This window comes from Burkholderia sp. L27(2015), from assembly GCF_009765705.1.
Classification (GTDB): Bacteria; Pseudomonadota; Gammaproteobacteria; order Burkholderiales; family Burkholderiaceae; genus LMUX01.
In genome coordinates, this window is record NZ_LMUX01000024.1 from 152,394 (window position 1) to 175,932 (window position 23,539).

Consider the following 23,539-nt stretch of genomic DNA (forward strand, 5'->3'; position numbering starts at 1 on the left):
AGCGTGGAAGCCGAATCGAAAATCGACATCAAGACATTCCTGGACCACCGGCCGTTGTGTGCCTTCCAGATCCGCGTCGTTCTATTGGGTTTGCTGGTGCTGATCCTTGATGGAATGGATACCACTGCCATGGGGTTCGTTGCGCCGGCTCTCGTTGCCGACTGGAAGCTCGCACGCGTTGCGCTGTCGCCGGTCTTCATGAGCGGGCTCTTCGGCCTCGCCGTCGGTGCGCTCACAGCAGGCCCGATTGGCGACCGGCTCGGCAGGAAAGCGGTAATCGTCTCATCGGTTTTTTTGTTCGGCATCTTCAGCCTTGCCTCGTCCTTTTCGAACGATCTATGGACCCTGGCGCTGCTGCGGTTTCTGACGGGACTCGGTCTGGGTGCATCCATGCCCAACACTGCAACGTTGGTATCGGAGTATGCGCCCGCAAGGCATCGCAATCTGATGATCACGCTCGTGTATGCAGGCTTCGCAATCGGCGGCGCGATCGGCGGCGTCGCGAGCAACGTCCTCATCGAACTATCCGGTTGGCGCGCCGTTCTCTTCGCTGGTGGCGTACTGCCGATCGCAGTCGGCTTGCTGATGATTTTCGCGCTGCCGGAGTCCATTCGATTTCTTGCAACACGTCATGACAACAGGCTCGCGGTTCAACGCATCATGCAGAAACTGGCGCCCGGTGTCCTGCTAGCCAACACGGTCATCCGCACCTCGGACGACATCGCGGGCAGCGGTAGAGGCAAGGTGGCGATCATCGTTGGGCGCGGGTATATCGTCGGAACCGTGAGTCTATGGATCGGCGTGTTCGCGACGCTTTTTACACTCTACCTCATCAATAGCTGGCTACCGCTGATGATCAAGGATGCAGGCATGAGCCTGAGCGACGCATCGTTGATCGCGACGCTTGGCCAGGCTGGGGGAGCACTGGGTTCGCTGGCGGTCGGCTGGTGCATGGACCGTTATTCGCCTCACAAGGTGCTCTGTGCAACGCATGTCGCCGCCGGACTTTGCGCGCTGTGCATCGCGGCCACCGAGCGCACGTTCATCGCCACGAGTCTGCTCGTATGCGCGATGGGTTATTGCATGAACAGCCTGAACGTTGGCTATGTCGCCTTGGCCGCGCGCTTTTATCCCACTTCCGTCCGCGCAACGGGTACAAGCTGGGAACAGGGGATAGGCCGGTTCGGCGCCATCAGCGGTGCGGCTATGGGTGGCGTACTGCTTGCGACAGGCTGGAGCTTCAATGCCGTGTTTGGCGCGCTTTGCGTGCCGATGGCGATCGGCATGGTCGCCGTTTTCATCAAGAGCATCTTCGCGCCCGATGTCGCGTCTGCCGACATGCCAGCGTCGAGCATCGAAGATATCGTCACCTTTGCACGAGAATAACGATGACCCAAGAAAACATTTCGTTTCGCTCTCATCGTCTGCATGATGGACGACTAGCCTATCGTCGCAGCACGGCGGCCAGCGCGAAACAAACCGTGCTACTCCTGCATGGTTGGCCGCAAACATCCTGGGCGTGGCGGCATGTCATACCTCTGCTGAGTCAGCAGTTCGATGTAATCGCGCCCGACCTCCCCGGCTTCGGCGATTCCTCGAAGCCCGAGTTCGGCTTCGACAAGAAGACCATCGCGCGCTGGCTTCATGAACTGGTCGAAGCGCTGGGTATAGAAAAGGTGGCGATCGTCGGTCACGATCTGGGCGGTCACGTCGCGTATGCGTACGCCGCTCAGTGGCCGGAAGCGGTCAGCCATTTCGTGTTCGTTGAAAGCAGTCTTCCTGCGTTCGGACAGGAAGAAGCGATGGACGTATCCCGCGGCGGAAGCTGGCACTTCGGCTTCAACATGGCCGGCGACATATCAGAATCGCTCGTCGAAGGCCGCGAGTTTCTCTTCGTGAATCACTTCGTGCGCCGGGAGACTGTTGGCGTGTTCGATCCCGATTCAATCACCAACGACGACGTCAACGTCTATGCTCAGGCCCTCGCGCGTCCAGGCGCCTTGCGTTGCTCCTTTAGTTATTACAGGACTTTGCCGCTCGACCGGCAAGACAACGTTATCTGGGGCAAGACGCCGCTTTCGATGCCCGCATTGAGTATCGGCGCGCAATGGGGTTATGGACCGGCATCCGCTAAAACGCTTAGGCGTGTCGCGGCGAACGTGTCGGAGATCATCATTGACGAATGCGGTCATTACGTTCCTGAAGAGCGGCCTGTTGAATTCGCCAAAGCGGTGAACGAATTCATATCGAGCGAAACTACCTAGTCAACACTGCAAGGATGAGATATGGACGCCGCGGATTTCGACACAAGGTCGTTCAGGTAGAAGACATCAAGTCACACCGTCATTGTGCCCGACCTGCGAGGTGCGGGCCATTCTGACTGTCCTCAGGGCGGTTACGACAACGCGACCATGGCCGCCGACATTCACGAGATGATGCATGTGTTAGGTTTCGAACGTTATGCGATATGCGGACACGATATCGGTGCAATGGTCGCGCTCGCGGTTGCTTGCAACTATCGTCAGGCAGTGACGCATCTCTGCCTGTTTCCAGTAGCCGACCCCTTCGGTTCGAAAATCTCCCTGCGCTTTAACAGGTTAGCTCGGGCGTCGAGTCAAACTTCGGCCTACACAGCCCATTTAGGCGCCGGAAGCGGTTATTTTTGTGCGCTTGCGACAATCGCTTGGGCCGCGCGGATCACGGGCAGATCGACCATGCGGCCGTCCAGACTGAAGGCTTCGCCGCCGTGCTTGGCCGCTTCTTCGAGCACGCGGCGTGCCCAGACCTGCTCGGCCTCGGTATGGCCGAAGGCATAGTTCACCTCCGCAACTTGAGCCGGGTGTATGCACAGCTTGCCGCCGAAGCCGAACGCGCGCGCGCGTCGCGCATCGGCTGCCAGACGCTCAGCGTTGCTTGTTTCGGTGGTCACGCCGTCGATGGGTGCGGGCAGCCTGGCGCGGCGCGACGCGACCACAAGCGCATTGCGCGCAAATGCCAATTCAGGCTCCTCGCTTGTTGCATGCATGCCCAAGTCGAGCTGGAAATCCAGGTGGCCGAAGGCTAGGCGCACGACCTGGGGCTCTCGAGCCAGCGCATCGGCCGCGTCGAGGCCCGTTAGCGACTCGATCAATGCCACGATGCGCGCCGCGTCGCCGAGCGTTTTTGCCATGCGGCGCAGCGCGCCGACATCCTCAGCCTTGGGCAGCATCACCGCCACGCCTTGGGAAGTCCAGCCACGCAGCAGCGCGATGTCAGCCTCGTGCCAAAGGGTGCCGACGGTGTTCACGCGGACCACAGTGCGTGCCAGTTGTGCGCGCGTCATTCGCGGCAGATGTTGCGCGAGTTGCTCGCGCGCGCTGTCCTTGCTGCCCTCGGCTACCGCGTCTTCAAGGTCGATGATGATGCAATCTGCGCCCGAATCAAGCGCCTTGACGAAGCGTTCGGGCTTCGTGGCCGGCACGAATAGCAGGCTGCGCGCATGGCGCTCGTAAATACCAACGGTCGCGGACATGGCTCAGGTCACTCCGTCGGCTTGCAGCTTCTCGATGTCAGCATCCGAGCGACCCAGTTCGCGCAGAATGGCCGCGCTGTGTCCGCCCAGCGCAGGCACTGGATCCATGCGGACATCGAAGCTGCTCACGTTAGCGGGCGGCAGCATTGCCTGGAGCTCACCGGCGGGTGAACCGATTGTGCTAAAACGCTGCCGCGCGTGCAGTTGCGGATGCGTCCACAAATCGCCGACCTGGTTGAGCGCGGCGTTAGCGATCTGAGCTTTATCGAGACGCGCGGTCACAACCTGCGCCATGAGGCTGGCAAAAGTCTGCTCGATAACTACCTTTAAGGCTGCGCGGTTTTCCACGCGGCGAACGTTGGCGTCAAAGCGCGGGTCGACCGCGAGTTCAGGCCTGCACAGCACGATGTCACAGAACAGCTTCCACTCGCGCTCGTTTTGCAGGCCTAGCATCACCACCCGGCCGTCGCCCGCCTTGAACGGACCATAGGGATAGATGGTGGCATGGGCTGTGCCGTGGCGTCCAGGTGGCTCCTGGCCGTCATACGCGTAGTACATGGGAAAACCCATCCATTCGCCAAGCGCTTCGAGCATGGAGACCTCGACATGCGAGCCTTCGCCGCTAATATTTCGCTGCAGCAGCGCACTCAAAATGCCCGTATAGGCATACATGCCCGCCGCGATGTCGGCGATCGAGTTGCCCGCCTTGCTGGGCTCATCGTGCGTGCCCGTGATCGAGAGAAAAGCCGCTTCGCTCTGGATCAGCAGGTCGTAGGCCTTTTTGTCGCGATAGGGGCCGTCGGCGCCGTAGCCCGAGATGTCGCAGACGATGAGCCTTTTGTGCTTCGGGTGCAGCGTCTCGAACCCCAATCCCATCCGTGCGGCCGCGCCGGGCGCGAGATTTTGCACCAGCACGTCGGCCTGGGAGATCAATTCGCCTAGTACTTCCTGGGCCGCTGGTTGCTTCAAGTCTAGCGTCAGGCTTTCCTTGGAGCGGTTGGTCCAGACGAAGTGCGAGGCCAGCCCACGCGTACGATGGTCGTAGGCACGCGCGAAATCGCCGACGCCAGGACGCTCGACCTTGATGACGCGCGCTCCAAGGTCGGCGAGCTGACGTGTGCAGAACGGCGCAGCAATCGCGTGTTCCAGCGTGATGACAGTGAGGTCGCTGAGCGGTCCCTTGCGGTTTGATTCTGGCATGGCTTGTCTCGTCTCGGTATTATTCAATTTCTGCGCTGGCCTGCATAGCCAGTTGGCCCTCGGGACCACGCGCCCACAGGCGTGCCGCCCCGCCTTCGAGCTTGCCGTTGACCGTGAACGGCGCAGTGTCGAACAGCGGGCTGACGGCCTTGAATTCGAAGCTGCGGATGGCTTTTTCTGGATGAGTACGGCACAGCTCTTCCATCAGCAGTGTGGCGATCAGCGGCCCATGCACCACGAGGCCAGGGTAGCCCTCTTCCTGCATGGCATAGGGACGGTCGTAGTGGATGCGGTGGCTGTTGAAGGTCAGCGCCGAATAGCGCATCAGCAGCACCGGGTCAGGCCGCACGGTGTGGCAGAACTGCTCGTCGGCGGGCGCCGCAATAGGCTGAGGCGCAGGCGCGCCAGCCGCCGGCGCGTCGCGGTAGACGATGTTCTGCTCTTCGCGAATGGCGATTCCCTGGGCGTCGCTAATTTGGTGCAGCACTGTCACAAATACCAGCCCGCCGCTGCGCCCCGACTTGCTCTGTATGCTCTTGATCGTGGAGATACGCTGTATCGGTTCGCCCATCGCCAGCGGACGCAGAAATTGCAGCTGCCCACCGGCCCACATACGCCGCGGCAGCATAATGGGGGGCAGAAAACCGCCGCGCGTAGGGTGGCCGTCCGGGCCGATGTTGGACTGTCGCTCACTAGGCAAGAAGTACAGCCAATGCCACAGCGGCGGCAGTTGAGAAGGCAGCGCGCCGGCATCGGCTATGTCCAGCGTGGCTTGCATAAGGCGCACAGGTGCTTGCGTGATCAAGTCCGTTCGCTCATCGCTGCGGCCGACCCACGCCTCGAAGGATGCTGGGCTTTCAAGACTAGTATGCATCGCGCTCTACCCAAGAAAGGATGACAACCGCCTCCAGCGCTTACTTAGTTAGCGCTGGAGGCGCTCTTTTTCAATCGCTTCCGGTACTACAGCGCCTTGACCAGTTCGGGCACGGCCGTGAACAGATCGGCTTGAAGTCCGTAGTCAGCCACGCTGAAGATCGGTGCCTCCGGGTCCTTGTTGATTGCTACGATGACCTTCGAATCCTTCATCCCGGCCAAATGCTGGATTGCACCCGAGATACCGCAGGCGATGTACACCTGCGGCGCGACGGTCTTGCCCGTCTGGCCCACCTGCAAGTCGTTCGGTGCGTAACCGGTGTCGGCCACGGCTGACACGGTTTCAGATTGCAGCGCTGCCGCCGGTGGCGCTCGCAGCGTCAAAGGCCGTTGTGCGCTAGGCGATGACGGCAATGCTGTCAGTGCTTTGCACAGTGGCAATCGCTTTAGGGCTACGAGAATTTTCATTATTCAGGATTCCTTTGAAAAATCAGTAGGACCGGGGAAGTTGAAGCACATGCTCGGCCACATGTCCAAGAATCATGTTGGTGGAGATGGGCGCGACCTGGTACAGGCGCGTTTCGCGGAACTTGCGCTCCACATCGTATTCGCAAGCGAAACCAAAGCCGCCATGCGTCTGCAGGCAGGCGTTAGCGGTTTCCCAACTGGCCTTAGCGGCCAAATACTTGGCCATATTGGCTTCGACCCCCGCGTTCTGGCGCGCATCGATCTTCTGACAGGCACGCCAACGCATGAGGTTAGCGGCCTCGAGTTCAATGAAGCACTCAGCGAGCGGGAACTGAATACCCTGGTTCTGACCTATGGGGCGGCCAAAAACATTACGCTCGGTCGCATAGTCACGTGCCTTTTCGAGGAACCAGTAGCCGTCGCCAATGCACTCCGCAGCAATCAATGTGCGCTCAGCGTTCAGGCCGTCAAAGATCACTTTCAGGCCCTTGCCCTCGGTGCCAAGCAGCGCATCCTCAGGGAGCTCCAGGTTGTCGAAAAACAACTCGTTGGTCTCGTGGTTGACCATGTTGAGAATGGGACGCACAGTGAGCCCGTTGCCGATGGCTTTGTCGAGTTCGACGATGAAGCACGAAAGGCCATCGCTCTTCTTTTGCACCTGCTCGAGCGGCGTCGTGCGGGCGAGCAGGATCAGCAGGTCGCTGTGCTGCACGCGTGAGATCCAGACCTTCTGCCCGTTGACGACCCAGCGGCCGTCTTTTTTCACAGCCGTAGTCTTGAGCTTAGTGGTGTCGCTACCCGTGGTGGGCTCGGTCACGCCCATGGATTGCACGCGCAGCTCGCCCAAAGCGATGCGGGGCAAATAGCGCTGCTTCTGCTCCTCCGTGCCACTAAAGACGATGGTATTCATTACATACATCTGACCGTGGCAAGCGCCCGAATTGCCGCCCGAGCGATTGATCTCTTCCATGATGACCGAGGCTTCAGCCATTGACAGTCCCGAGCCCTCATATTCCTGCGGAATCAGCGCGGCTAGCCAACCGGCCTTGGTAAGAGCATTGACGAATTCCTCGGGGTAGCCGCGCTCTTCATCAATCTTCCGGTGGTATTCGGCCGGGAATTGATTGCACAAGCTACGTACCGCGTCACGGATCTCCTGATATTGATCGGGGGCAGAAAAAATGGAAGCGCTCATGAATGAAGTTTCCTAAATTGCTTTAATTGACTCATAGTAATATTTAATGATTTTAGAGAATAATAGAATTATTTGATGCAAACATCAGTTTTCGGTATCGAGGTGTCTGATGGATCTCAAGCAACTGCGCGCCTTTGTCACTGTGGCCGAAACCGGCAACGTCACCCGTGCATCCAGCCTACTAAATCTTGTGCAGCCTGCAGTGTCGCGTCAGCTGCGCCTGCTTGAAGAGGACATGGGTACAGAGCTGTTCGACCGCAGCCGTCACGGCATGCTGCTCACGCCATCGGGCAAAACAATGCTTGAATACGCGCGTCGCATACTCAACGAGGTGGCGCGTGCCAAGGCTGAAATCCAGCCGACCGAAGGGCCAGTCTCTGGCATCGTAAGCATTGGCCTGTTGGCCAGCACCTCGGACCTGCTGGCCACGTTACTGGCTGGCGAGGTGGCGCGACGACATCCGCACATCCGCCTGCGACTGACTATCGGCTACGCAGGCCATCTACAGGACTGGCTCGAAGCGGGGGACTTGGATGCCGCCCTGCTCTACGGGCAAAAGCAAACGCCCGCGCTGCACGTGAAGGCTCTCCTCGAGGAGAACCTGTGGGTGGTAGCCAATCCAGCCGCGGGACTGTCGCACGCGCACCCGGTCGCGTTGTCGCGCGTCGCGCGTGAGCCTTTCGTCCTGCCCGCCGCGCCGCAGGGCCTACGCGCCATGATCGAACACGCGGCGACCGAGGCCGGCGTGACGTTGCGAGTCTTTGCCGAAACCAACGCGCTGAGCGTGCAGAAAGAGCTGGTCGTGCAAGGTCACGGTTGGACGATTCTTCCTGCCGTGGGTGTCACACAGGAGGTCGAACAGGGCCTGTTGTGTGCGGCACCTCTGGCATCGTCGGGCCTGCAGCGCACCATCGTGCTGGCGGTGCCTAGCAGTCGCCAGGCCACAGCGCCCGTGCGCTGTGTTGTCGCTGCGCTGCTGGACTGCGTCAAGAGCACATTCGAACAAGGCCGGTGGCCCGATGCGAACTGGTTGGGTTAAACAATCTTCTGCAACCGCAAATCGGCGATGGCATGCACATCCATTTCGATACCGGACAGGATCACATCTGTGTGTTCTACAGTCCGATCTCTTCGGCCACCCTTTAACTTCGAAGGCCCGATCAATGAAGGCAAGATAGGCCCCGAGCCGATGCGTTCTTTCTAATGATGCCTTCGCCGCCGATCATCGGCCACTGTACGAACGCTCACGGTTTAGAACGAACGCTGTTCACCGCGCGCTGGCGAAGCAAGTCCAGGACGGCGTCGCAGAACGGCTTAGGCCCCCCGAGCTTACGACCGAGTTCGGGAAAAACCCCGAGGATGGGCATTAACTCGAGCGACCGCGACGCTTCCAAATCCTGCAGCATTGAGGTCTTGAACGCGCCGAGCTTACGCGTGCTCTCGATGCGCTCGGAGCACTCCAGCTGCCTTGACATCATCGAGGCAGCCCGCAAGCACAGGTAGGGAGCTGCTGCATGCGAGTGCGAACCGGGAAAGTGTAACGAAGCGATTCATCGGTGTTCTCCTATGCCGAAAACAACTTGCCGAACACGATCAGGCTACTACCGATACTCAACGATACTGCGTGGCGAAACTTGGTGGACATGCGTGTCTCCGCTGTTTCGTGAGGAATTCTGTGTCCGACGGGCAGACATATATCTTACGTGAGGCGAGCAATCCTGCGTAATTGCAATGAGCGCGCCGCCCGCATCAATCTTCAAACGACGCAACATTTTGCCGGCGCCGGTCCACCACCAGCCGCGTTACGTCCGGCCGGGAATAATGCCCGGCCTGATCGAGATTCTGCCGTTCGCGTCGAACTTCGTTGCGATCCAAAGTCGCCACCAGCAAGCATTCCGTGCCGACCGAGGGCGGGATCACCCATTCGCCATTGGGCGCGGCGATGCACGAGCCGCCGTTGGCCAGCACCTCAGGACAATCTGCGAGAATCCGGTCCAGATGCGGGGTATCGGCGGGAAAGTCCTCGCGGCGCATCAGGGCCGATATGGAAATCGTGTAGCTGCGCCCTTCCTTTGAAATGAAACGCGTGATGTCCTCGGTATTGCGCAAATTGCCCGGCCATAGCGCAACGTGCAAATCTTCTCCTTGGGCATAGAGTGCGGCTCGCGACAAGGGCATCCAGTTTTCATAGCAATTCAGCCCGCCCACCGTAAAGGAGTCCAGCGCATGTACCCGCAATCCGTGGCCGTCGCCTGGTGACCAAGACAGACGTTCTTCATACGTCGGCATCAGCTTGCGATGCACCGAGCCGATCACGCCGTCCGGCCCGATATACACCCGTGAGCAATACACGCTGTAGCCGCCGCGATCCTGCGGCCGCTCAATGCAACCCAGCATGACCGCGATGCCATGCTTGGCCGCAGCTGCGCATACGGCGTCCAGATGCCCTGCTTCGATCTGCACCGCCTGCTCGAGATAGTAGGCATGGATATCTTTCTGGATCGACGAATTGAAGCGCGCGCCATCGGTCAGCTCCAGCCAGAACGGATAGCCGGGCAACAGTGCTTCGCCGAATGTGACCAAGCGGCATTGCTGCTCGGCGGCGCGGCCGATGTAGTCGATTATTTTTACAAGCGTTGCTTCGCGGTTCAACCAGACTGGCGCAATCTGGGCCAGGCCGACGGTCAGCAAATCCTGGTTTTGGGTAGACGTGGACGACATGTATTTCCTTCCGGTGAATGGCGGAGCCGACAAGACGCGCGCGGCTCGTGCATGAGAGTTACTTTACGAACAACTGGCCTGGATCGAAGAACGATTTGAACTCAAGGGCATTGCCGGCCGGGTCCAGGAAAAACATGGTCGCCTGCTCCCCAGCCTGGCCCTTGAATCGAATGTATGGCTCGATCACGAATGCGACGCCGGCCGCCTTGATCTGCTCGGCGAAAACATGGAATTCATCCCAGTCTAGCAAGACGCCAAAGTGAGGCACCGGCACGTCGTGGCCATCCACCGCGTTGTGATGCTGCGTGATTTTTTCCGGGGCGAGATGGGTGACGATTTGATGGCCGAACAAGTCGAAATCGATCCATTGTTCACTGGACCTACCTTCGGCGCAGCCCAGCACGGTGCCGTAAAAATGCCGTGCCTTGTCCAGGTCATCAACCGGGAAGGCGAGATGGAATGGGTTAATTTTTCTCATGAATACGTACCTTCGTGGAGCAAATTGGGCAGCAGGAACCCTATGATAAACTGCTCCAGGCAGGTTCCTGCAAACGATAATTACGCACCATGAATGAGATTAACTCATGCCAACGGTAGTCCCGGGTGACCGCCGCCTTCCTTCGCTTAATGCAGTACGCAGCTTCGATGCGGCGGCACGCCATTTGAGTTTTACGCTCGCAGCGCGCGAACTGTGCGTCACGCAGGGGGCGGTCAGCCGCATGGTGCAGACGCTGGAATCCGAACTCGGTGTCGCCCTTTTTCTACGCATGGGGCGCAATCTGGCATTGACGCCCGCTGGCGCGGCTTATCACCCCCACATTCTGGAAGCGCTCGACCGTATCGCTGCGGCAACGCGCTCGATCAAGCATATGGATGGCGGCGGGGTTCTGTCGATCAGCGTGTTGCCGACATTCGCGATGCGTTGGCTGGTGCCGCGCCTGGCCCGGTTTCAACAACGCCATCCCGACATCCTAATTGACATCACGACCAACGAACGTCTGGTTAATTTTTCGACCGAACCAATCGATATTGGCGTGCGCTACGGCTTGGGCCAATGGCCAAATACCGAGGCGACGCTATTCATGCATGAAGATGTCGCAGTGTTCTGTGCGCCATCGCTGCTGCAGCGCGGACCACCCCTGCGCGCACCGGCCGATCTGGCGGCGCATCGGCTATTGCAGCACAGCACTCGCGCCGGTGCGTGGGGACAATACTTCGCCGCCAACAACCTGCCGCCACCCGATCTTAGTCAATCACCTGGATTCGAACATTTCTTCATGCTGATCGAAGCGACTGCAGCAGGGATGGGTGTGGCCCTGCTGCCGCAATTTTTTGCTGCAGATGAGCTGGCATCCGGGCGGCTGGTACAGCCATATGAAAAGACGTTGCGCAATGAGCAGGCGTATTACATCGCGCATGCGCCAGGTGCGGGGCGTACACGCAAGATTCGCCTAGTGAAGGAATGGTTGCTGGAAGAAGCGCAGTTGATGGATTCAAAACGTCAGTAGAATCATGTTCAAACGTACCGAGCCGGGTTTGGTGAGGGCACTAGTGGCCGGCAGTGCCGAACGCCTGGGCAATGTGTTGGCACCGAGGACGCAAGGCAAGGCACCTAACGCCTGGACTTTTGTAGCCTTTCATTAGGCATGTGAGGTCCTTTGCCACGAGTCGGGCTTGAATTTAAAGACCAATTGGTCTAGAATTTGCTAGATGGCACAACACACTTCTGTCCCCTCGCCGCGTGGTCGCCCTCGAAGCTTCGATATTGACGCCGCTATCAAGCGAGCGATGGACGTCTTCTGGTCGAGCGGCTATCACGGCACGTCGCTTCCTGATCTTCTGGAGGCGACAAGGCTTTCGCGGGGCAGCCTCTATGCCGCGTTTGGAGACAAGCATGGGCTTTTTCTACGTGCCCTCGACCGCTATATCGAAGACGCACTGGCTCGACTCGATGCCGAACTCGATTCGCAAAGGAGCGCGCTGGCGGGTCTGCGTGCCTTTCTCGCGGGGTATGTCGATCGCACGAGCGGCATCAACGGTAAACGCGGCTGTTTGGTCGTGGCGACGGCGATGGAACTATCCGCTCAGGATAGCGAAGTAAATTATCGAATCGCCAAATTCTTCCGGATATTGGAGGCGCGACTGACTGCCGCGTTGACACGCGCGCAGGAAGCTGGGGAGTTGGCCGAAGCCGTCGAACCAGCAAGTACCGCGCACTTGCTGGTCTGCCTTGTCGAGGGTCTGAGGGTGGTAGGCAAGACCTCTCCGGCTCGCGCCACGACGCAGGCTATGGTTGAAACGCTCCTGGACCGGCTCACGGGCTAAGACGTTAAACGACACCGATCTGTTTTAGCACGCTTATTTATGGACCGAATGGTCTTGAAGGTATTTAATGTCCCCGATTCAGATCGTTTGTGCTGTGCTTGTCCCCTTGCTCTGGGGCTATCAGTTCGTGGCCATCAAGCTCGGCCTTGCGGAGTTTCCGCCGCTCTTCTTTCTTGGGCTACGTTTTCTGGCTATCGCACTGCTGCTCATTCCATTCGTCGCCAGACCCATGCGTAAGCAGCTAGGCCCGATCCTGGCGATATCCGTATTTCTCAGCGCCCTGAACTTCGGTTTGTTCTATATCGGCCTTGGGCTCGGGACGGGAACCGTTACGGCTGTTGCTTATCAACTTGCCACGCCTTTCATCATTCTCCTGTCGTGGCCAATGTTGGGAGAACGACCATCGTTGCGCACTGCAGCCGGCGTATTGCTTGCTTTCATCGGCGTTGTCGCGGCTTCAGGCGGCATATCGGTGAACGCCATTGCTGCCGTGCTTGTCGCCGCGGCGGCTTTCGCCTATGCGGTCGGCAATGTCCTGACCAAGCGCTACGGCCCGTTCGACTCATTGATGTTGGTGGCATGGATGTCACTATTTACGGTGCCCCAGGTAATGATCGCCTCGTTCGTACTCGAACGCGGCCAATTAGCATCCTTTGCAACGGCAGATGCATATGGATGGCTGGCGCTCGTCTATACCGTGCTGATCGGCGGGATCGTCGGGTTTGGTTTGTGGTTCTGGCTCATTGCCCGCTGCTCGATGGGCCGCATTGCGCCATTCGGTCTGCTGATGCCGGTGTTCGCGACAATGTCGAGCGTATTGTTCCTCGGTGATCGACTGACGCCGATGCTAGTCGTCGGGGGGCTGGTCGCCCTCGGCGGCGTCGCTGTTACACAGCATAGACCGGTAGCCCAAGCGGCTTGAGCGGCGTATCGAATTTTTTTAATCTTCAACGAAAAGAGAAACACTGATGGCGACATATGTTCTGGTGCATGGAGCCTTCCAGGGCGGCTGGATCTATGCGCGGGTTGCGCGCATGCTTCGAAAGGCTGGCCACGAGGTTTACACTCCGACACTGACCGGGCTAGGGGAGCGTTCCCACCTGGCGAATCACGCGATCAACCTGGATACGCACATCCAGGATATCGTCAACGTTTTCAAATACGAAGACCTTACCGATGTGATCCTCTGCGGCCATTCGTATGGAGGATTGGTGATCACCGGGGTGGCAGGAGAAATCGGTAATCGTATTCGCACGCTTTTCTACCTCGATGCCTACGCGCCTGCAAAGGGGCAATCCCTACTGGGCATCACCGGAGCGGGAATGTCACTTGCCGTTCTGGAGCAGGCAAGCGGGAACGAGGGGATGATCCCGCCGATTCCATCTGCCGTATTTAACGTGAATGTCGCAGATGCTCCCTGGGTTGACGCGATGTGCGTGCCACAACCGCTAGCGTCCTTTGTACAAGCCGTGCGAGTCGGTGCGGAATCGGTTCCCGTCGCTAACCGTACCTACGTGTTCGCGACAGCCAATGGTGGGGATTGGTTTGTCTCTACCCATGCGCGGCTGAAAGACGATCCCCGGTGGAAGGTGCGTACAGTGGCGTCGGGCCATAACGTCATGCTCGATAGTCCTGATGAGCTAACGTCGCTATTGCTGGAAGAAGCACCTGGCCCCCTCGGCGATCAAGGTACCAGCATGTTTCCAGCGCGTCTGTAACGTGGGTCGCAAACCGTCAACGTGCAGAAAGCAGGTTGTGCAGACCTTCCTTCGATCAATTATTTAAATAATTTTTGGCGAAAATTTAACGAGTCCCGGCCGATGCTCAGTGACGGCTTCAAGATCCCGTGCGATCTGTTCCAAAACCGGAGCCCATTGACCATGTTTTTGTTGCCGATACAGGCGAATGGAGGGATACCACGGACTATCGCTGCGCTCGGTCATCCAGACCCAATGTGGGTTCACATCCAGTAATACCCATGTCGGCACATCGAGTGAACCGGCCAGATGTGCCGCCGACGTACACACAGTGATCACCAGATCCACGCTCTGGAGCAAGGCAGCCGTGTCATCGAACGGACTCAATTCACCGGAATGATCGATCACGCGCAAGCCCTCGTTGCGCATGGCTTGCTAACCTTGATAGCTCCCCATACCAATTCCGACCGAGAGGGTCTTGCCTTGATCAACCTCAGGAATCATGGTCAACGCAGTAGCGGCGGCGATACCGGAGTAGGCGGTACGCGCGACTGAGTTCACAGAATCCTGCACGCTGTTCAGCCGCGACATATTGACCGCATCGGAAGGATTTACGCCTGGCGCCACGTTGGTGATGGTGCGCTCATTGCCCGGCGAGCCCACCGATACCGAGTTCGCCTCGCTCGCTACCGAGCCCGCGCCGGGCGCCACTGAATTTGGCGCCGACGCTACCGCGTTGGCGCCCACTGCCGACGAACCGGACCGGTTGATTAGAGGTATATTTATCTCAACTAGTATCTCGATGTCGTCAGAAAGCGGATAAAAATAAGGTGCAGTAAGTACCATTGCAAAATCAAATTCTCCTTCTACCAGTCCACCAATTAGAGCATCTCTCCCCCAGACCTCGCTTACCCTCACTTGTACATTTGGCATCTTCTCGCGAAACCGCAGCAACACGTCAGGAAGAACTGTACAGGCAATGACGGAAGACACAGCGATAGAAACCGCCCCCCCCTTTCGCTCTGTAAGCGCGCCATTTCTTCGCCCACTCGATCCAGGTCTGCCGGAATTGCACGACCTCGACGATGCAATAAAGCGCCAAGTGTCGTGACTTCCACGCCCTTAGTCTTGCGTATTAACAGTGATCCGCCGTAAATCGTTTCCAGTTCGCGTATGGCCATGGAAACAGCCGGTTGAGAAATACCGAGCATGGATGCTGCCCGGTGAATACTTTTTGATTCAACAACAGCAACGAACAGACGAAGCTGTTTAATTTTCATTGTCTTGTTATACATGTCGCGCGAGCTTTATATTTTGGCCAGACTTCAACCTAATACTAAGAAGCCTAATCACGCTTCGGTTTGACGGACTGTAAATAACGGCGCTTTCGCGCAACACGGCGTAACAATCGAGCCGGTTTGAATTCATCGCGTCCTCAGCCCTTGATAGCCGACAGCGCCCTCTTTCGAGACGTCCATCCCCCTTTGCGCCGCACGGACACGGTTGTCGCATCTGTCTCGCTCATCAAATGGATGGCGCCGTGCGCCCTTCGTGGAGGATGTCGTCATCTGTTAGTCCCGGTAAAAGTTCACCGTCTCGTCATGGCGGTGGTGGCGAACCGTACTAATAGTATCGATTTTCAAGCTGAGTTAGCTCCTCCGTAAGAAGAAGCACATCGATCATATGGGAAGGTCGACGTCAACACCGGTCGATGATTCCCACCGCGAAGCAGCCGACGAAGTGTTGCTCAAAAAGCACCCCAGGGCAGCGAATTTTGATCTTGCCGCGCAAATTTTGCGAAGACACCATGGGCTCACTTTATCTGGAGGGCGATATGTCGGTTGTTAAAAAAGACATGACAAAGTCGAATGCGCACACACTGCATTCGAAACTGGATTGGCGAATCTTGCCCTTTCTGTTGATCTGTTACACGCTCGCGAATCTCGACAAAATCAATGTCGGATTCGCCAAATTGCAAATGCAAAGCGACTTACATTTCTCTGACGCGGTATACGGTCTAGGCGCCGGCATTTTCTTTCTTGGCTACGTCCTTTTCGAGATTCCAAGCAATCTACTGATGCCGCGAATAGGCGCGCGCAAGACCATCAGTCGCGTGATGATTCTCTGGGGCTTGGTTTCCGCCAGCATGATGTTTGTTCATAACTCAACATCTTTCTATGTCACGCGGTTCCTACTCGGCGTCTTCGAGGCGGGCTTCGCCCCGGGGATGATCTTTTACCTCGGCTATTGGTACGGTCCCAAACGTATGGCACAGGTCATCGCGATCGTGATGCTGGCCGGCCCCATCGCCGGGATCGTCGGCGGCCCTGCATCCACATGGCTGATGACTCGCTTCAACGGCAGTGGTGGTCTGCCTGGATGGCAATGGATGTTCCTCGCGGAAGGCTTACCCTGCGTGATCCTAGGGTTCTTGTCGCTGGTGGTTCTGTCCGACCGGCCAGCCGAGGCCAAGTGGCTAAACGCAGAAGAAAGAGCACTGATCGAGGCCGAGTTATCGGTCCCATCGCAACGGCATCATGTGTTTTCGCAAGTCGTCCGGGATCCGCGCATCTACTTGATGGCAATAAGCTATTTCTGCCTTATCTGCGGGATATTCACAGTGAGCTTTTGGTTGCCGGCGATCATCAAGTTGGATGGCGTTACTGACACGATGGAAATCGGCTTTTACTCGATGATCCCGTATATCGCCGCGGCTATCGCGATGTTTCTGATCGGCCGCCGCTCAGACCGTCTAGGCGAGCGGCGCTACCACAGCGCGGTGGCTGCGGTCATAGGGGCCTTGGCCCTCGCAGCAGCAACCTACAGCACGGGCCATCTGGCCTTGTCGCTGATCTTTATGTCAATCGCAACCGCCATGATCTGGTGCGCCTATACGGTGTTCTGGGCGATACCCTCCGAATACTTGAAAGGCAGTGCGGCAGCCGGGGGGATTGCATTGATCAATACCATAGGTTCATTCGGCGGCTTTTTCAGCCCCACGATCATCGGTTGGGCTCATACCGCTACGGGCACGATCGACGCGGGGCTCTATGTCATGGTGGGGATTACCGCTCTGGGCGCAATCCTGCTTGTTGCGAATAAATTTCCGCATGTCAGAAACACGCCCCCTCTTCGCTCCGCCCTTTCGAGCGAAGGTTAATTCTGTGGCCACATCGATACGCACGTCCTGGACGGATGCACTTCATCCGCCGCGGCGTGACCCGCATGAACTGAAGTGAAGAAGGAAAGATCCATGAATGCAGTAGAGAAAGTCATCGCCATTACAGGCGCCAGCAGCGGCATAGGCGAAGCGAGCGCACGCCTGCTCGCAAAATCGGGGGCGACGGTCTTTTTAGGGGCACGCCGCATCGACAAACTTGAGCAAATCGCCGCCGAGATTGTGGGCGCCGGCGGCAAAGCCCATGCTCACGCCCTCGACGTCACCAGTCGAAGCAGCATGGACGCCTTCATCGCCGCCGTGGTGCAGCGTACTGGCAAGCTCGACGTACTGGTGAACAATGCCGGCATCATGCTGCTCGGTCCTCTGGACGAGACCGACCCCGATGAATGGGATCGCATGGTGGATGTCAACATCAAGGGCGTGCTCCATGGCATAGGCGCCGCGCTGCCTGTGATGCGTCTCCAGGACCACGGCCATATCATCAACGTGGCATCGATTGCAGGACATCGCGTACGCGCCGGTGCCACAGTCTACTGCGCGACCAAACACGCCGTGCGAGCCATCTCCGAAGGATTTCGCCAAGAAGCCGGCCCCAAACTGCGCTCAACGCTGATCTCCCCTGGCTTGGTCAGCACCGAACTACCGGACCACATCACCCATGCTCAATGGGTCAGCGATTCAAAGAGCGCTTATGAAATTGCCATCGGCGCCGATGTCATTGCCCGTGCTATCGCCTACGCAATCGAACAACCGAGCGAGGTCGACGTGAACGAAATTGTCATTCGTCCCACAGCTCAATCCAGCTAACGTCCGACCACCTTTGTTGCGAAGTTCGCTGTGAAACTGACTATCGCGTTGGCCCATTCGACTTTACATTTCTATGAATATCCAAACACAAGCAAACGATTTGACGGAATTGACGATAGACGAGATCAATCGCCGCTTCGCAGCGAAAACCCTTACCGCAGAGCAACTGACACGGGTACATCTCGCGCGCGTGGCGGCGCTCAATCCCTACTATAACGCCATCATCTTTGAGCATCACGGAGCACTTGAAGAAGCCCGAGCAATCGATGCGAGAAGGGATCGTGGAGAAAAACTCGGGCCGCTGGCGGGCATCCCCATCGTCGTCAAGGATACGATGGATATGGCGGGATATCCGAGCACGGGCGGATGGACACTTCTTTGCAGCAAGACCGGCGGAGTCGATTTAATGCCGGCAACCGACTCGCCCGTCGTGCGTCGAATGCGCGAAGCTGGGTGCGTGATCCTGGGCAAGACCAACGTACCCATCTTAAGCGCAACCGGTACACATGCCAATAATAGTTGGGCTGGCCCGACGCTCAACGCGGTGGAACCTACGCTGATGCCGGGCGGTAGCAGTGCCGGCACCGCAGCGGCTGTGGCCACACAGATGGCCGTGGTCGGTCTGGCCGAAGAAACCGGCGGCTCGATTCAGAACCCTGCGGCGGCGCAAGCCCTGGTCGGGATCAAGCCCACCTTCGCACTTGTTGCCAACACGGGTGTCATGCCGTTAGCCGGCAGCACGCGCGACGTCGTTGGCCCCATCGCCCGGACCGTACGTGATGCAGCCTTGGTTCTGGATGTGCTGGCCGGCTATGACGCAGCGGATCCGAAAACGGTGGCGGCTGTCGGCAAGCGGCCCCGCGGCGGCTATACCAGCCTGCTCGATATACACGCGCTTCGTGGCAAGCGGCTGGGTCTATATGGTCCGGGATGGCGCAATCGTGCTCTATCAGAGCAAACGCAGCACCACTATGCTCGCGCGCAAGGCGAACTGGAAGACCGCGGTGCGATCTTGATCGCCGACCCCTTCGCCGATAGCGGCTTCGCGGACCTGGGCCACCCGGCAGCAGGTACAGACCATTTCGACGCACGTGGGATGCAATGCCTACCGTACGACATGCAAAAGTATCTTGAACGCATGGGTCCCGACGCCGCCATCAAAACATGGTCTGAATTCATCGCAGTCGCGTTAAAGGAAGATCCGTTCGGACCCGACGGCGTGCTGCCTTTTATGCATAGTCTCGACGGGTTCGCGACCGCTTTGGCGGATCCCACCACGAATTCGACTGTAGCGGCGTTCTTCGAGTTACGCGAAAGCTATCTGGCGTGCTTCAACGGCGTGATGGAAAGATACAGTCTCGATGCCCTGGTGTTCCCGCAATTGCGCGACGAATTGCCAGCGCGCGACTCCTCCGATAGCCTTCACGAGACGACCGTATGCGAAATCAACATCGCAGGTCTTCCGGGGGTCACCGTGCCGGCCGGCTATTATGCGTCCGGCTGCCCGTTCGGTCTAATTCTGGTCGGACGACAATGGGACGAAGCGGGACTGCTCGCGATGGCATATGACTATGAAAGCGCAACGCGCCATCGTCGGGGGTATCCACACACCTAGACCGATCACGTGGCCTCGGAGGTCGCAAACATTGTCATGCGGGAACTGATCCAGCTCAATGCTTCGCCCGCGGCGACGCCCAACGGCCTGCCACGCTTGACGATAAGACACGCTTTCGCACCGGCGAGCAATGGATGCTCAATCGGTAGTGCGACCAGTTCTCCGGTCGACAGCTCGCGCAGCGAAGTATAGCCGCCAATGACCGTTGCGCCCTCTCCGCCCAAGGCAAATTCACGCAATACCGATAAGGAGTTGGTCACCAATGCAGGCTTCAACTCGAAGTGCTCGGCGTAAGCGAGCAAGGACATGATCTGCCCTAGTCCGTTGCTGGTTGGCATGATCGCGAGCGAACACGCGAGCATCTCCGCAACAGTCACGGAACTGCCGCGGCGTGCAAGAGGATGATCGGCACGCACCAGCAGCGTGACCGGCTGCGGGGAGCTGTTTTTGAAGACGATATCCGAGCGGATCTGCGGATTGAACGCGAGTCCGATATGTGCGGTGCTCGATGCCACCTTCTCGACGATGTCGCTGACCGGGAGGACATCGACCTTGACGCTGATACCTGGATACGCAGCGCAAAATGGCGCGACGACCTGTCTCATCAAGTCCACCACATAGCCTTCGCTGGTGGCGATGTGAACGGCACCAACCTGGAGGCCGCGCAAGGCAGACAAGCGGTTCTCGAACTGTTCCTGATTGGCCTCGAAGCCGCGCCAAAACTCCAATAGATGCTGCGCCGCTTCTGTTGGCCGCAGTCCGCGCGCGTGTCGCTCGAAGAGCACCACATCGAGCTCTTCCTCGAGTAATTGGATCTGTCGGGTGATGACCGAAGGAGACGTATTCAAGCTATCCGAAGCGCGCCGGATCGAGCCATGTTGGCACACTTCAAAGAAGTAGCGTAACCGGCGCTGATTGAGTTCACGCATAGACAGTCCAGATTGAAATTGAGCCACGTTGCTTACCAAGCAACACAGGATGATGCACTTTGATCTTGTTGCCTCGCGATAGCGAGGTGACCATAGACGCTTCGCTAAGGGGGAAAAATGAAGTACATGAATCTACGGGCGCAACTGCGCAAGCGGCTCGCCGAGAACAGGACGCTGGTTGCACCTGGCGTCTACGATGCTCTGTCCGCCATGCAGGTTGAGCTGGCCGGCTTCGAAACCGTCCATGCTGGCAGCTATTCATTCGCATCATCGCTTGGACTGCCTGACGTCGGCATCTTGAACATGACGGAACTGTGCAACAAGGTTCGCGAGATCTCCGAGGCTGTGTCGATCCCCGTGATCGCAGATGCCGAGAATGGCTTTCATGGCCCCGCCGCCATCGCACGCGTGGTACGCGCCTTCGAACAAGCCGGTGCATGCGGGATTCATATCGAGGACCATCTCAGCGGCAAGCATACGTCGGAGCCTAAGCGCGTCGTACCCTTGGAACAGGCGGTTCAAAAAATACGCGCCGCAGTGGCCGGGCGTGAAGATCCCAATTTTCTCGTCATCGCCCGCACAGATATCGCGTCGGTAACGAATCGGGTCGCCGATGTGGCTGAGCGGATGCTGGCGTTTGCCCAAGCCGGTGCCGATGCAGTGATGCCTATCGGCTTGACGCTTGAGCAATTGGGTGAAATACGTCAACGCATTCCTGCACCTGTCGTGATCGTGAACACCAACGGAGATTCGCTTGAATCTGAACGCGCGGCTGGGGCTGATATCGTGATCTATCATAGCTTCTGCGTCGACGCGGCGACATTCGGGATTAAACGGGCCTTGCAACGTTTCACGGAAACAAAAAATATTCGGTCCTTGGAAGGCAGCGTCTCTTCGCATCTGGAAATGGAGGTCTTACTTAATTACGCAGAGTACGATCGTCGCCGACAATGCCACGCTACGGACATCGCGCTGCCGACACTAATGAGCTAACCGTCACACAGTGACCAATGCAAAGGCAGGATTCACGCTGCCATCTGGCTACACTTTCCGCGGCAAGAGTAGTCCTGGTAGGTAAATAGCACGTGGAAAAGCGAGTCGATCCGCGGGCAGACTCGCGATTATTTACTTTGGCCAGTCCGCTTCGTTTCGGCCAGTTCTATGCTCATTTGCTCGAGGCTCAACTGCCGGCTCATGGCAAGCGTTCGTAGCGAGACGTAGGCTTCGTCTTCGTTGAGACCGAGATCTTTCATCAGAATCAACAAAGCCGAAAACACAAACTTGCGCGCTGCGAGTCGGGCTTCCAGTTGTCGAACCCTATCGTTCAGAGTTTGGCTCTGGCGGTAGGTCCTTAGCGAAAGTATGCAGGCTGATAGCACACCTTCATACTTGACCGGCTTACGGATGTACCCGGAAGGCTCCTGGTTGATTACCCATTGCAAACGGGAAGGTGTCTCGGTGCCAAGCACAGCGATGCGCGGCAAATCCGGCCATTGCGGTTGCGAACTATGATGAACCGCAGAGGTATGGTCGCTGTCGAACATCAAAATGTCGAACGCTGCAAGCGCACGAAAATCAGGAAAATCCTGGAGGAAAATGCCCTCGATACCCAATCTGCGAAATTGCTGCTCAAGATTGGTCTGATCTTTACTCTCACAGTAAAGCACGCCGATTCGAATTCCTCGCAGCGACAGCGTCGGCTTTTTCAAGCTATTCTCCCGAGGCCATGTGCCTGGCGGGCGGCGTCATCCCTGTGTTGCCGCCAACCTCGGAAAGATCCACCCAGGTCAAGTAAGGATCAGGTTTGATCGGCTCCGGTGCCGACCAGAATATCTCGAACTGACCATCCGGACGGCATCGCCCAAGCCTGGGCGTCAAGTAGCTGTGGTTGTTGTCGACGTCGATACGCACCTTCCCTTGCGGCGCCGCTACCGTCTCCCCATAAGCCGCGGTGCGCACCGAAGAAGGTTCGTCGGAGCCGCATGCATCAATGGCGCGAGTCAGAAACACGCCGATCAGATAAGCCGCCTCAGTATCCACTGACGGAGAACTTGCAACGCCGAACCTGCTGCGATATTGACGTAGGAAAAGGCGATTCTCCGGGTTATCGATGGACTGAAAGTAGACCGAAGAGACCAGATATCCTTCCACTGCATCCGCGCCTACGAGTTGTACTTCCGGCTCGCATAAGGTAAGGCTCAATTTCGCCACATCGCCAGAGCCGAGAAAAGCGTGGGAACGGGATGCCTCTTTCCAGGCGGCATAGAAACAATATGCAGATTCACCGACCAATGTATTAAGTACGATAGCCGGTCGTTTTTCGATGATGTCTGCGATGATCGCGCCGACATCGCGCTCCCCGATCGGCAATAGCTGCGCGCCAACCACCGAGCCGCCCTTATCCTGGATCACTTCACTGGCAATTCTATGTATTTCCCATGACCATACATAGTTGGAGCCGACGTTATAGATATTGGCGTCGTGATGGCTGACAACGTGATTGATGAGCGGTATGACGTGCTGGTTCGGCGCGGCGCCAAGATAGATGACATTTGCGCTGCTTTCGAATCCTTCGTAACGTGGCGAATGCCACAAAAGTGCATTGGCGCCCTCTATGAGAGGCAGGATCCGCTTCCTGGATGCCGAGGTGTAACAGCCAATCACATGCCGAAGACCGAGTGTGTGCAGCATTTCACTGCACATCGAATAATACTGATCCAAATCGCCACCCGGGTCGCGAATAATCGGCTCGATGACGAAGTCCAGCGCTTCATTTGCATTGGTCTGTTCAATCGCCAGTAACACCCCATTCAACATCTCGCGACCAATAGCACCATAAGTGCCTGTCAGCGAATACAGTACGCCCACCGAAATCACAGTCTTTTTCAGCACCGAATTTTTATGCTTGGTCATACTCACACGCAACTCCTGTATCGCAACCCGGCACCTTCTGCCATCGCGAAAATTGACTGAGCGCAGCACAGCCATCGTTGGATCAAGACCTTGGATGTCGCAGG

21 protein-coding genes and 6 pseudogenes are annotated in these 23,539 nt (G+C 57.8%); 12 read left to right on the top strand and 15 right to left on the bottom strand.

Features of this window, described 5'->3' with window-relative positions:
- The first annotated feature begins 3 nt into the window (after window positions 1–3).
- The 3 genes and pseudogenes from GSQ77_RS27085 to GSQ77_RS29710 form a co-directional block, all read left to right on the top strand.
- The gene (locus GSQ77_RS27085) at window positions 4–1,386 is read left to right on the top strand and encodes an aromatic acid/H+ symport family MFS transporter (protein WP_158906885.1); all 1,383 of its coding nucleotides are present in this window, start codon (window positions 4–6) and stop codon (window positions 1,384–1,386) included.
- 2 nt (window positions 1,387–1,388) lie between these two features.
- Window positions 1,389–2,264, top strand: coding sequence for an alpha/beta fold hydrolase (locus GSQ77_RS27090; protein WP_158906887.1), 876 nt, complete (start codon window positions 1,389–1,391; stop codon window positions 2,262–2,264).
- A gap of 81 nt (window positions 2,265–2,345) precedes the next feature.
- Window positions 2,346–2,666, top strand: a pseudogene (locus GSQ77_RS29710) (alpha/beta fold hydrolase); the annotation flags it as partial.
- On the opposite strand, the gene GSQ77_RS29320 reads toward GSQ77_RS29710, so the two are convergent.
- From GSQ77_RS29320 to GSQ77_RS27120, 5 genes and pseudogenes are all read right to left on the bottom strand, one after another.
- Window positions 2,657–3,511, bottom strand: a complete 855-nt coding sequence (locus tag GSQ77_RS29320) for a CoA ester lyase (protein WP_158906889.1) — start codon at window positions 3,509–3,511, stop codon at window positions 2,657–2,659. The pseudogene GSQ77_RS29710 and the gene GSQ77_RS29320 overlap by 10 nt on opposite strands.
- 3 nt (window positions 3,512–3,514) lie before the next feature.
- A complete protein-coding gene (locus tag GSQ77_RS27105; RefSeq protein ID WP_158906891.1) occupies window positions 3,515–4,711 on the bottom strand; it encodes a CaiB/BaiF CoA-transferase family protein in 1,197 nt (398 codons plus the stop codon).
- Window positions 4,712–4,730: 19 nt separating this feature from the next.
- Window positions 4,731–5,585 carry a MaoC family dehydratase N-terminal domain-containing protein gene (locus tag GSQ77_RS27110; protein WP_158906893.1) on the bottom strand — a complete coding sequence of 285 codons (855 nt, stop codon included), beginning with the start codon at window positions 5,583–5,585 and terminating at the stop codon, window positions 4,731–4,733.
- A gap of 86 nt (window positions 5,586–5,671) precedes the next feature.
- Window positions 5,672–6,029, bottom strand: a pseudogene (locus tag GSQ77_RS29870) (electron transfer flavoprotein subunit alpha/FixB family protein); the annotation flags it as partial.
- Window positions 6,030–6,074: 45 nt separating this feature from the next.
- Window positions 6,075–7,247, bottom strand: coding sequence for an acyl-CoA dehydrogenase family protein (locus GSQ77_RS27120; RefSeq protein ID WP_158906895.1), 1,173 nt, complete (start codon window positions 7,245–7,247; stop codon window positions 6,075–6,077).
- A 109-nt stretch (window positions 7,248–7,356) separates the two neighbouring features.
- On the opposite strand from GSQ77_RS27120, the gene GSQ77_RS27125 reads away from it, so the two are divergent.
- On the top strand, window positions 7,357–8,286 hold the full coding sequence (locus GSQ77_RS27125; protein WP_158906898.1) for a LysR substrate-binding domain-containing protein: 930 nt from the start codon (window positions 7,357–7,359) through the stop codon (window positions 8,284–8,286).
- A gap of 205 nt (window positions 8,287–8,491) precedes the next feature.
- On the opposite strand, the pseudogene GSQ77_RS27130 reads toward GSQ77_RS27125, so the two are convergent.
- The 3 genes and pseudogenes from GSQ77_RS27130 to GSQ77_RS27140 form a co-directional block, all read right to left on the bottom strand.
- Window positions 8,492–8,701: pseudogene (locus GSQ77_RS27130) on the bottom strand (ketopantoate reductase C-terminal domain-containing protein); the annotation flags it as partial.
- Between the two features lie 295 nt (window positions 8,702–8,996).
- A complete protein-coding gene (locus GSQ77_RS27135) occupies window positions 8,997–9,968 on the bottom strand; it encodes a carbon-nitrogen hydrolase family protein (RefSeq protein ID WP_158906902.1) in 972 nt (323 codons plus the stop codon).
- A gap of 58 nt (window positions 9,969–10,026) precedes the next feature.
- Window positions 10,027–10,446 carry a VOC family protein gene (locus tag GSQ77_RS27140; protein WP_158906905.1) on the bottom strand — a complete coding sequence of 140 codons (420 nt, stop codon included), beginning with the start codon at window positions 10,444–10,446 and terminating at the stop codon, window positions 10,027–10,029.
- 106 nt (window positions 10,447–10,552) lie between these two features.
- Here GSQ77_RS27140 and gcvA point away from each other — a divergent pair, with 106 nt between their 5' ends.
- The 4 genes from gcvA (at window position 10,553) to GSQ77_RS27160 (ending at window position 14,011) form a co-directional block, all read left to right on the top strand.
- Complete coding sequence (gcvA, locus tag GSQ77_RS27145) at window positions 10,553–11,476, top strand: transcriptional regulator GcvA (protein WP_158906907.1); 924 nt, start codon at window positions 10,553–10,555, stop codon at window positions 11,474–11,476.
- A gap of 280 nt (window positions 11,477–11,756) precedes the next feature.
- Window positions 11,757–12,293, top strand: coding sequence for a TetR/AcrR family transcriptional regulator (locus tag GSQ77_RS27150; protein ID WP_254067845.1), 537 nt, complete (start codon window positions 11,757–11,759; stop codon window positions 12,291–12,293).
- Between the two features lie 67 nt (window positions 12,294–12,360).
- A complete protein-coding gene (locus GSQ77_RS27155) occupies window positions 12,361–13,215 on the top strand; it encodes a DMT family transporter (RefSeq protein WP_158906911.1) in 855 nt (284 codons plus the stop codon).
- Window positions 13,216–13,261: 46 nt separating this feature from the next.
- A complete protein-coding gene (locus tag GSQ77_RS27160) occupies window positions 13,262–14,011 on the top strand; it encodes an alpha/beta fold hydrolase (RefSeq protein WP_158906913.1) in 750 nt (249 codons plus the stop codon).
- Window positions 14,012–14,074: 63 nt separating this feature from the next.
- Here GSQ77_RS27160 and GSQ77_RS27165 read toward each other — a convergent pair whose 3' ends face one another.
- The 4 genes and pseudogenes from GSQ77_RS27165 to GSQ77_RS29720 all read right to left on the bottom strand — a co-directional run.
- A complete protein-coding gene (locus GSQ77_RS27165; RefSeq protein WP_216854960.1) occupies window positions 14,075–14,419 on the bottom strand; it encodes a glycosyltransferase family 9 protein in 345 nt (114 codons plus the stop codon).
- A gap of 9 nt (window positions 14,420–14,428) precedes the next feature.
- Window positions 14,429–14,764, bottom strand: a pseudogene (locus GSQ77_RS27170) (YadA family autotransporter adhesin); the annotation flags it as partial.
- Window positions 14,765–14,878: 114 nt separating this feature from the next.
- Window positions 14,879–14,983: pseudogene (locus GSQ77_RS29715) on the bottom strand (hypothetical protein); the annotation flags it as partial.
- A gap of 116 nt (window positions 14,984–15,099) precedes the next feature.
- A pseudogene (locus tag GSQ77_RS29720) lies at window positions 15,100–15,285 on the bottom strand (LysR family transcriptional regulator); the annotation flags it as partial.
- Window positions 15,286–15,824: 539 nt separating this feature from the next.
- Here GSQ77_RS29720 and GSQ77_RS27180 point away from each other — a divergent pair.
- The 3 genes from GSQ77_RS27180 to GSQ77_RS27190 all read left to right on the top strand — a co-directional run bounded on the left by GSQ77_RS27180 (window position 15,825) and on the right by GSQ77_RS27190 (window position 19,593).
- Complete coding sequence (locus GSQ77_RS27180) at window positions 15,825–17,150, top strand: MFS transporter (protein WP_158907071.1); 1,326 nt, start codon at window positions 15,825–15,827, stop codon at window positions 17,148–17,150.
- A gap of 93 nt (window positions 17,151–17,243) precedes the next feature.
- A complete protein-coding gene (locus GSQ77_RS27185) occupies window positions 17,244–17,978 on the top strand; it encodes an SDR family oxidoreductase (RefSeq protein ID WP_158906917.1) in 735 nt (244 codons plus the stop codon).
- Window positions 17,979–18,051: 73 nt separating this feature from the next.
- The gene (locus GSQ77_RS27190) at window positions 18,052–19,593 is read left to right on the top strand and encodes an amidase (RefSeq protein ID WP_158906919.1); all 1,542 of its coding nucleotides are present in this window, start codon (window positions 18,052–18,054) and stop codon (window positions 19,591–19,593) included.
- A 5-nt stretch (window positions 19,594–19,598) separates the two neighbouring features.
- Here GSQ77_RS27190 and GSQ77_RS27195 read toward each other — a convergent pair whose 3' ends face one another.
- Window positions 19,599–20,522: a LysR family transcriptional regulator gene (locus GSQ77_RS27195; protein ID WP_158906921.1), complete on the bottom strand. Its 924-nt coding sequence runs from the start codon at window positions 20,520–20,522 to the stop codon at window positions 19,599–19,601.
- Between the two features lie 117 nt (window positions 20,523–20,639).
- Between GSQ77_RS27195 and GSQ77_RS27200 the strand changes: the two genes are divergently transcribed.
- On the top strand, window positions 20,640–21,515 hold the full coding sequence (locus GSQ77_RS27200; RefSeq protein WP_158906923.1) for an oxaloacetate decarboxylase: 876 nt from the start codon (window positions 20,640–20,642) through the stop codon (window positions 21,513–21,515).
- A gap of 128 nt (window positions 21,516–21,643) precedes the next feature.
- Here the strand turns inward: GSQ77_RS27200 and GSQ77_RS27205 are convergent, their stop codons facing one another.
- On the bottom strand, window positions 21,644–22,231 hold the full coding sequence (locus GSQ77_RS27205; RefSeq protein ID WP_158906925.1) for an ANTAR domain-containing response regulator: 588 nt from the start codon (window positions 22,229–22,231) through the stop codon (window positions 21,644–21,646).
- Window position 22,232: 1 nt separating this feature from the next.
- A complete protein-coding gene (locus tag GSQ77_RS27210) occupies window positions 22,233–23,435 on the bottom strand; it encodes a transporter substrate-binding domain-containing protein (protein ID WP_158907077.1) in 1,203 nt (400 codons plus the stop codon).
- Between the last annotated feature and the right edge of the window lie 104 nt (window positions 23,436–23,539).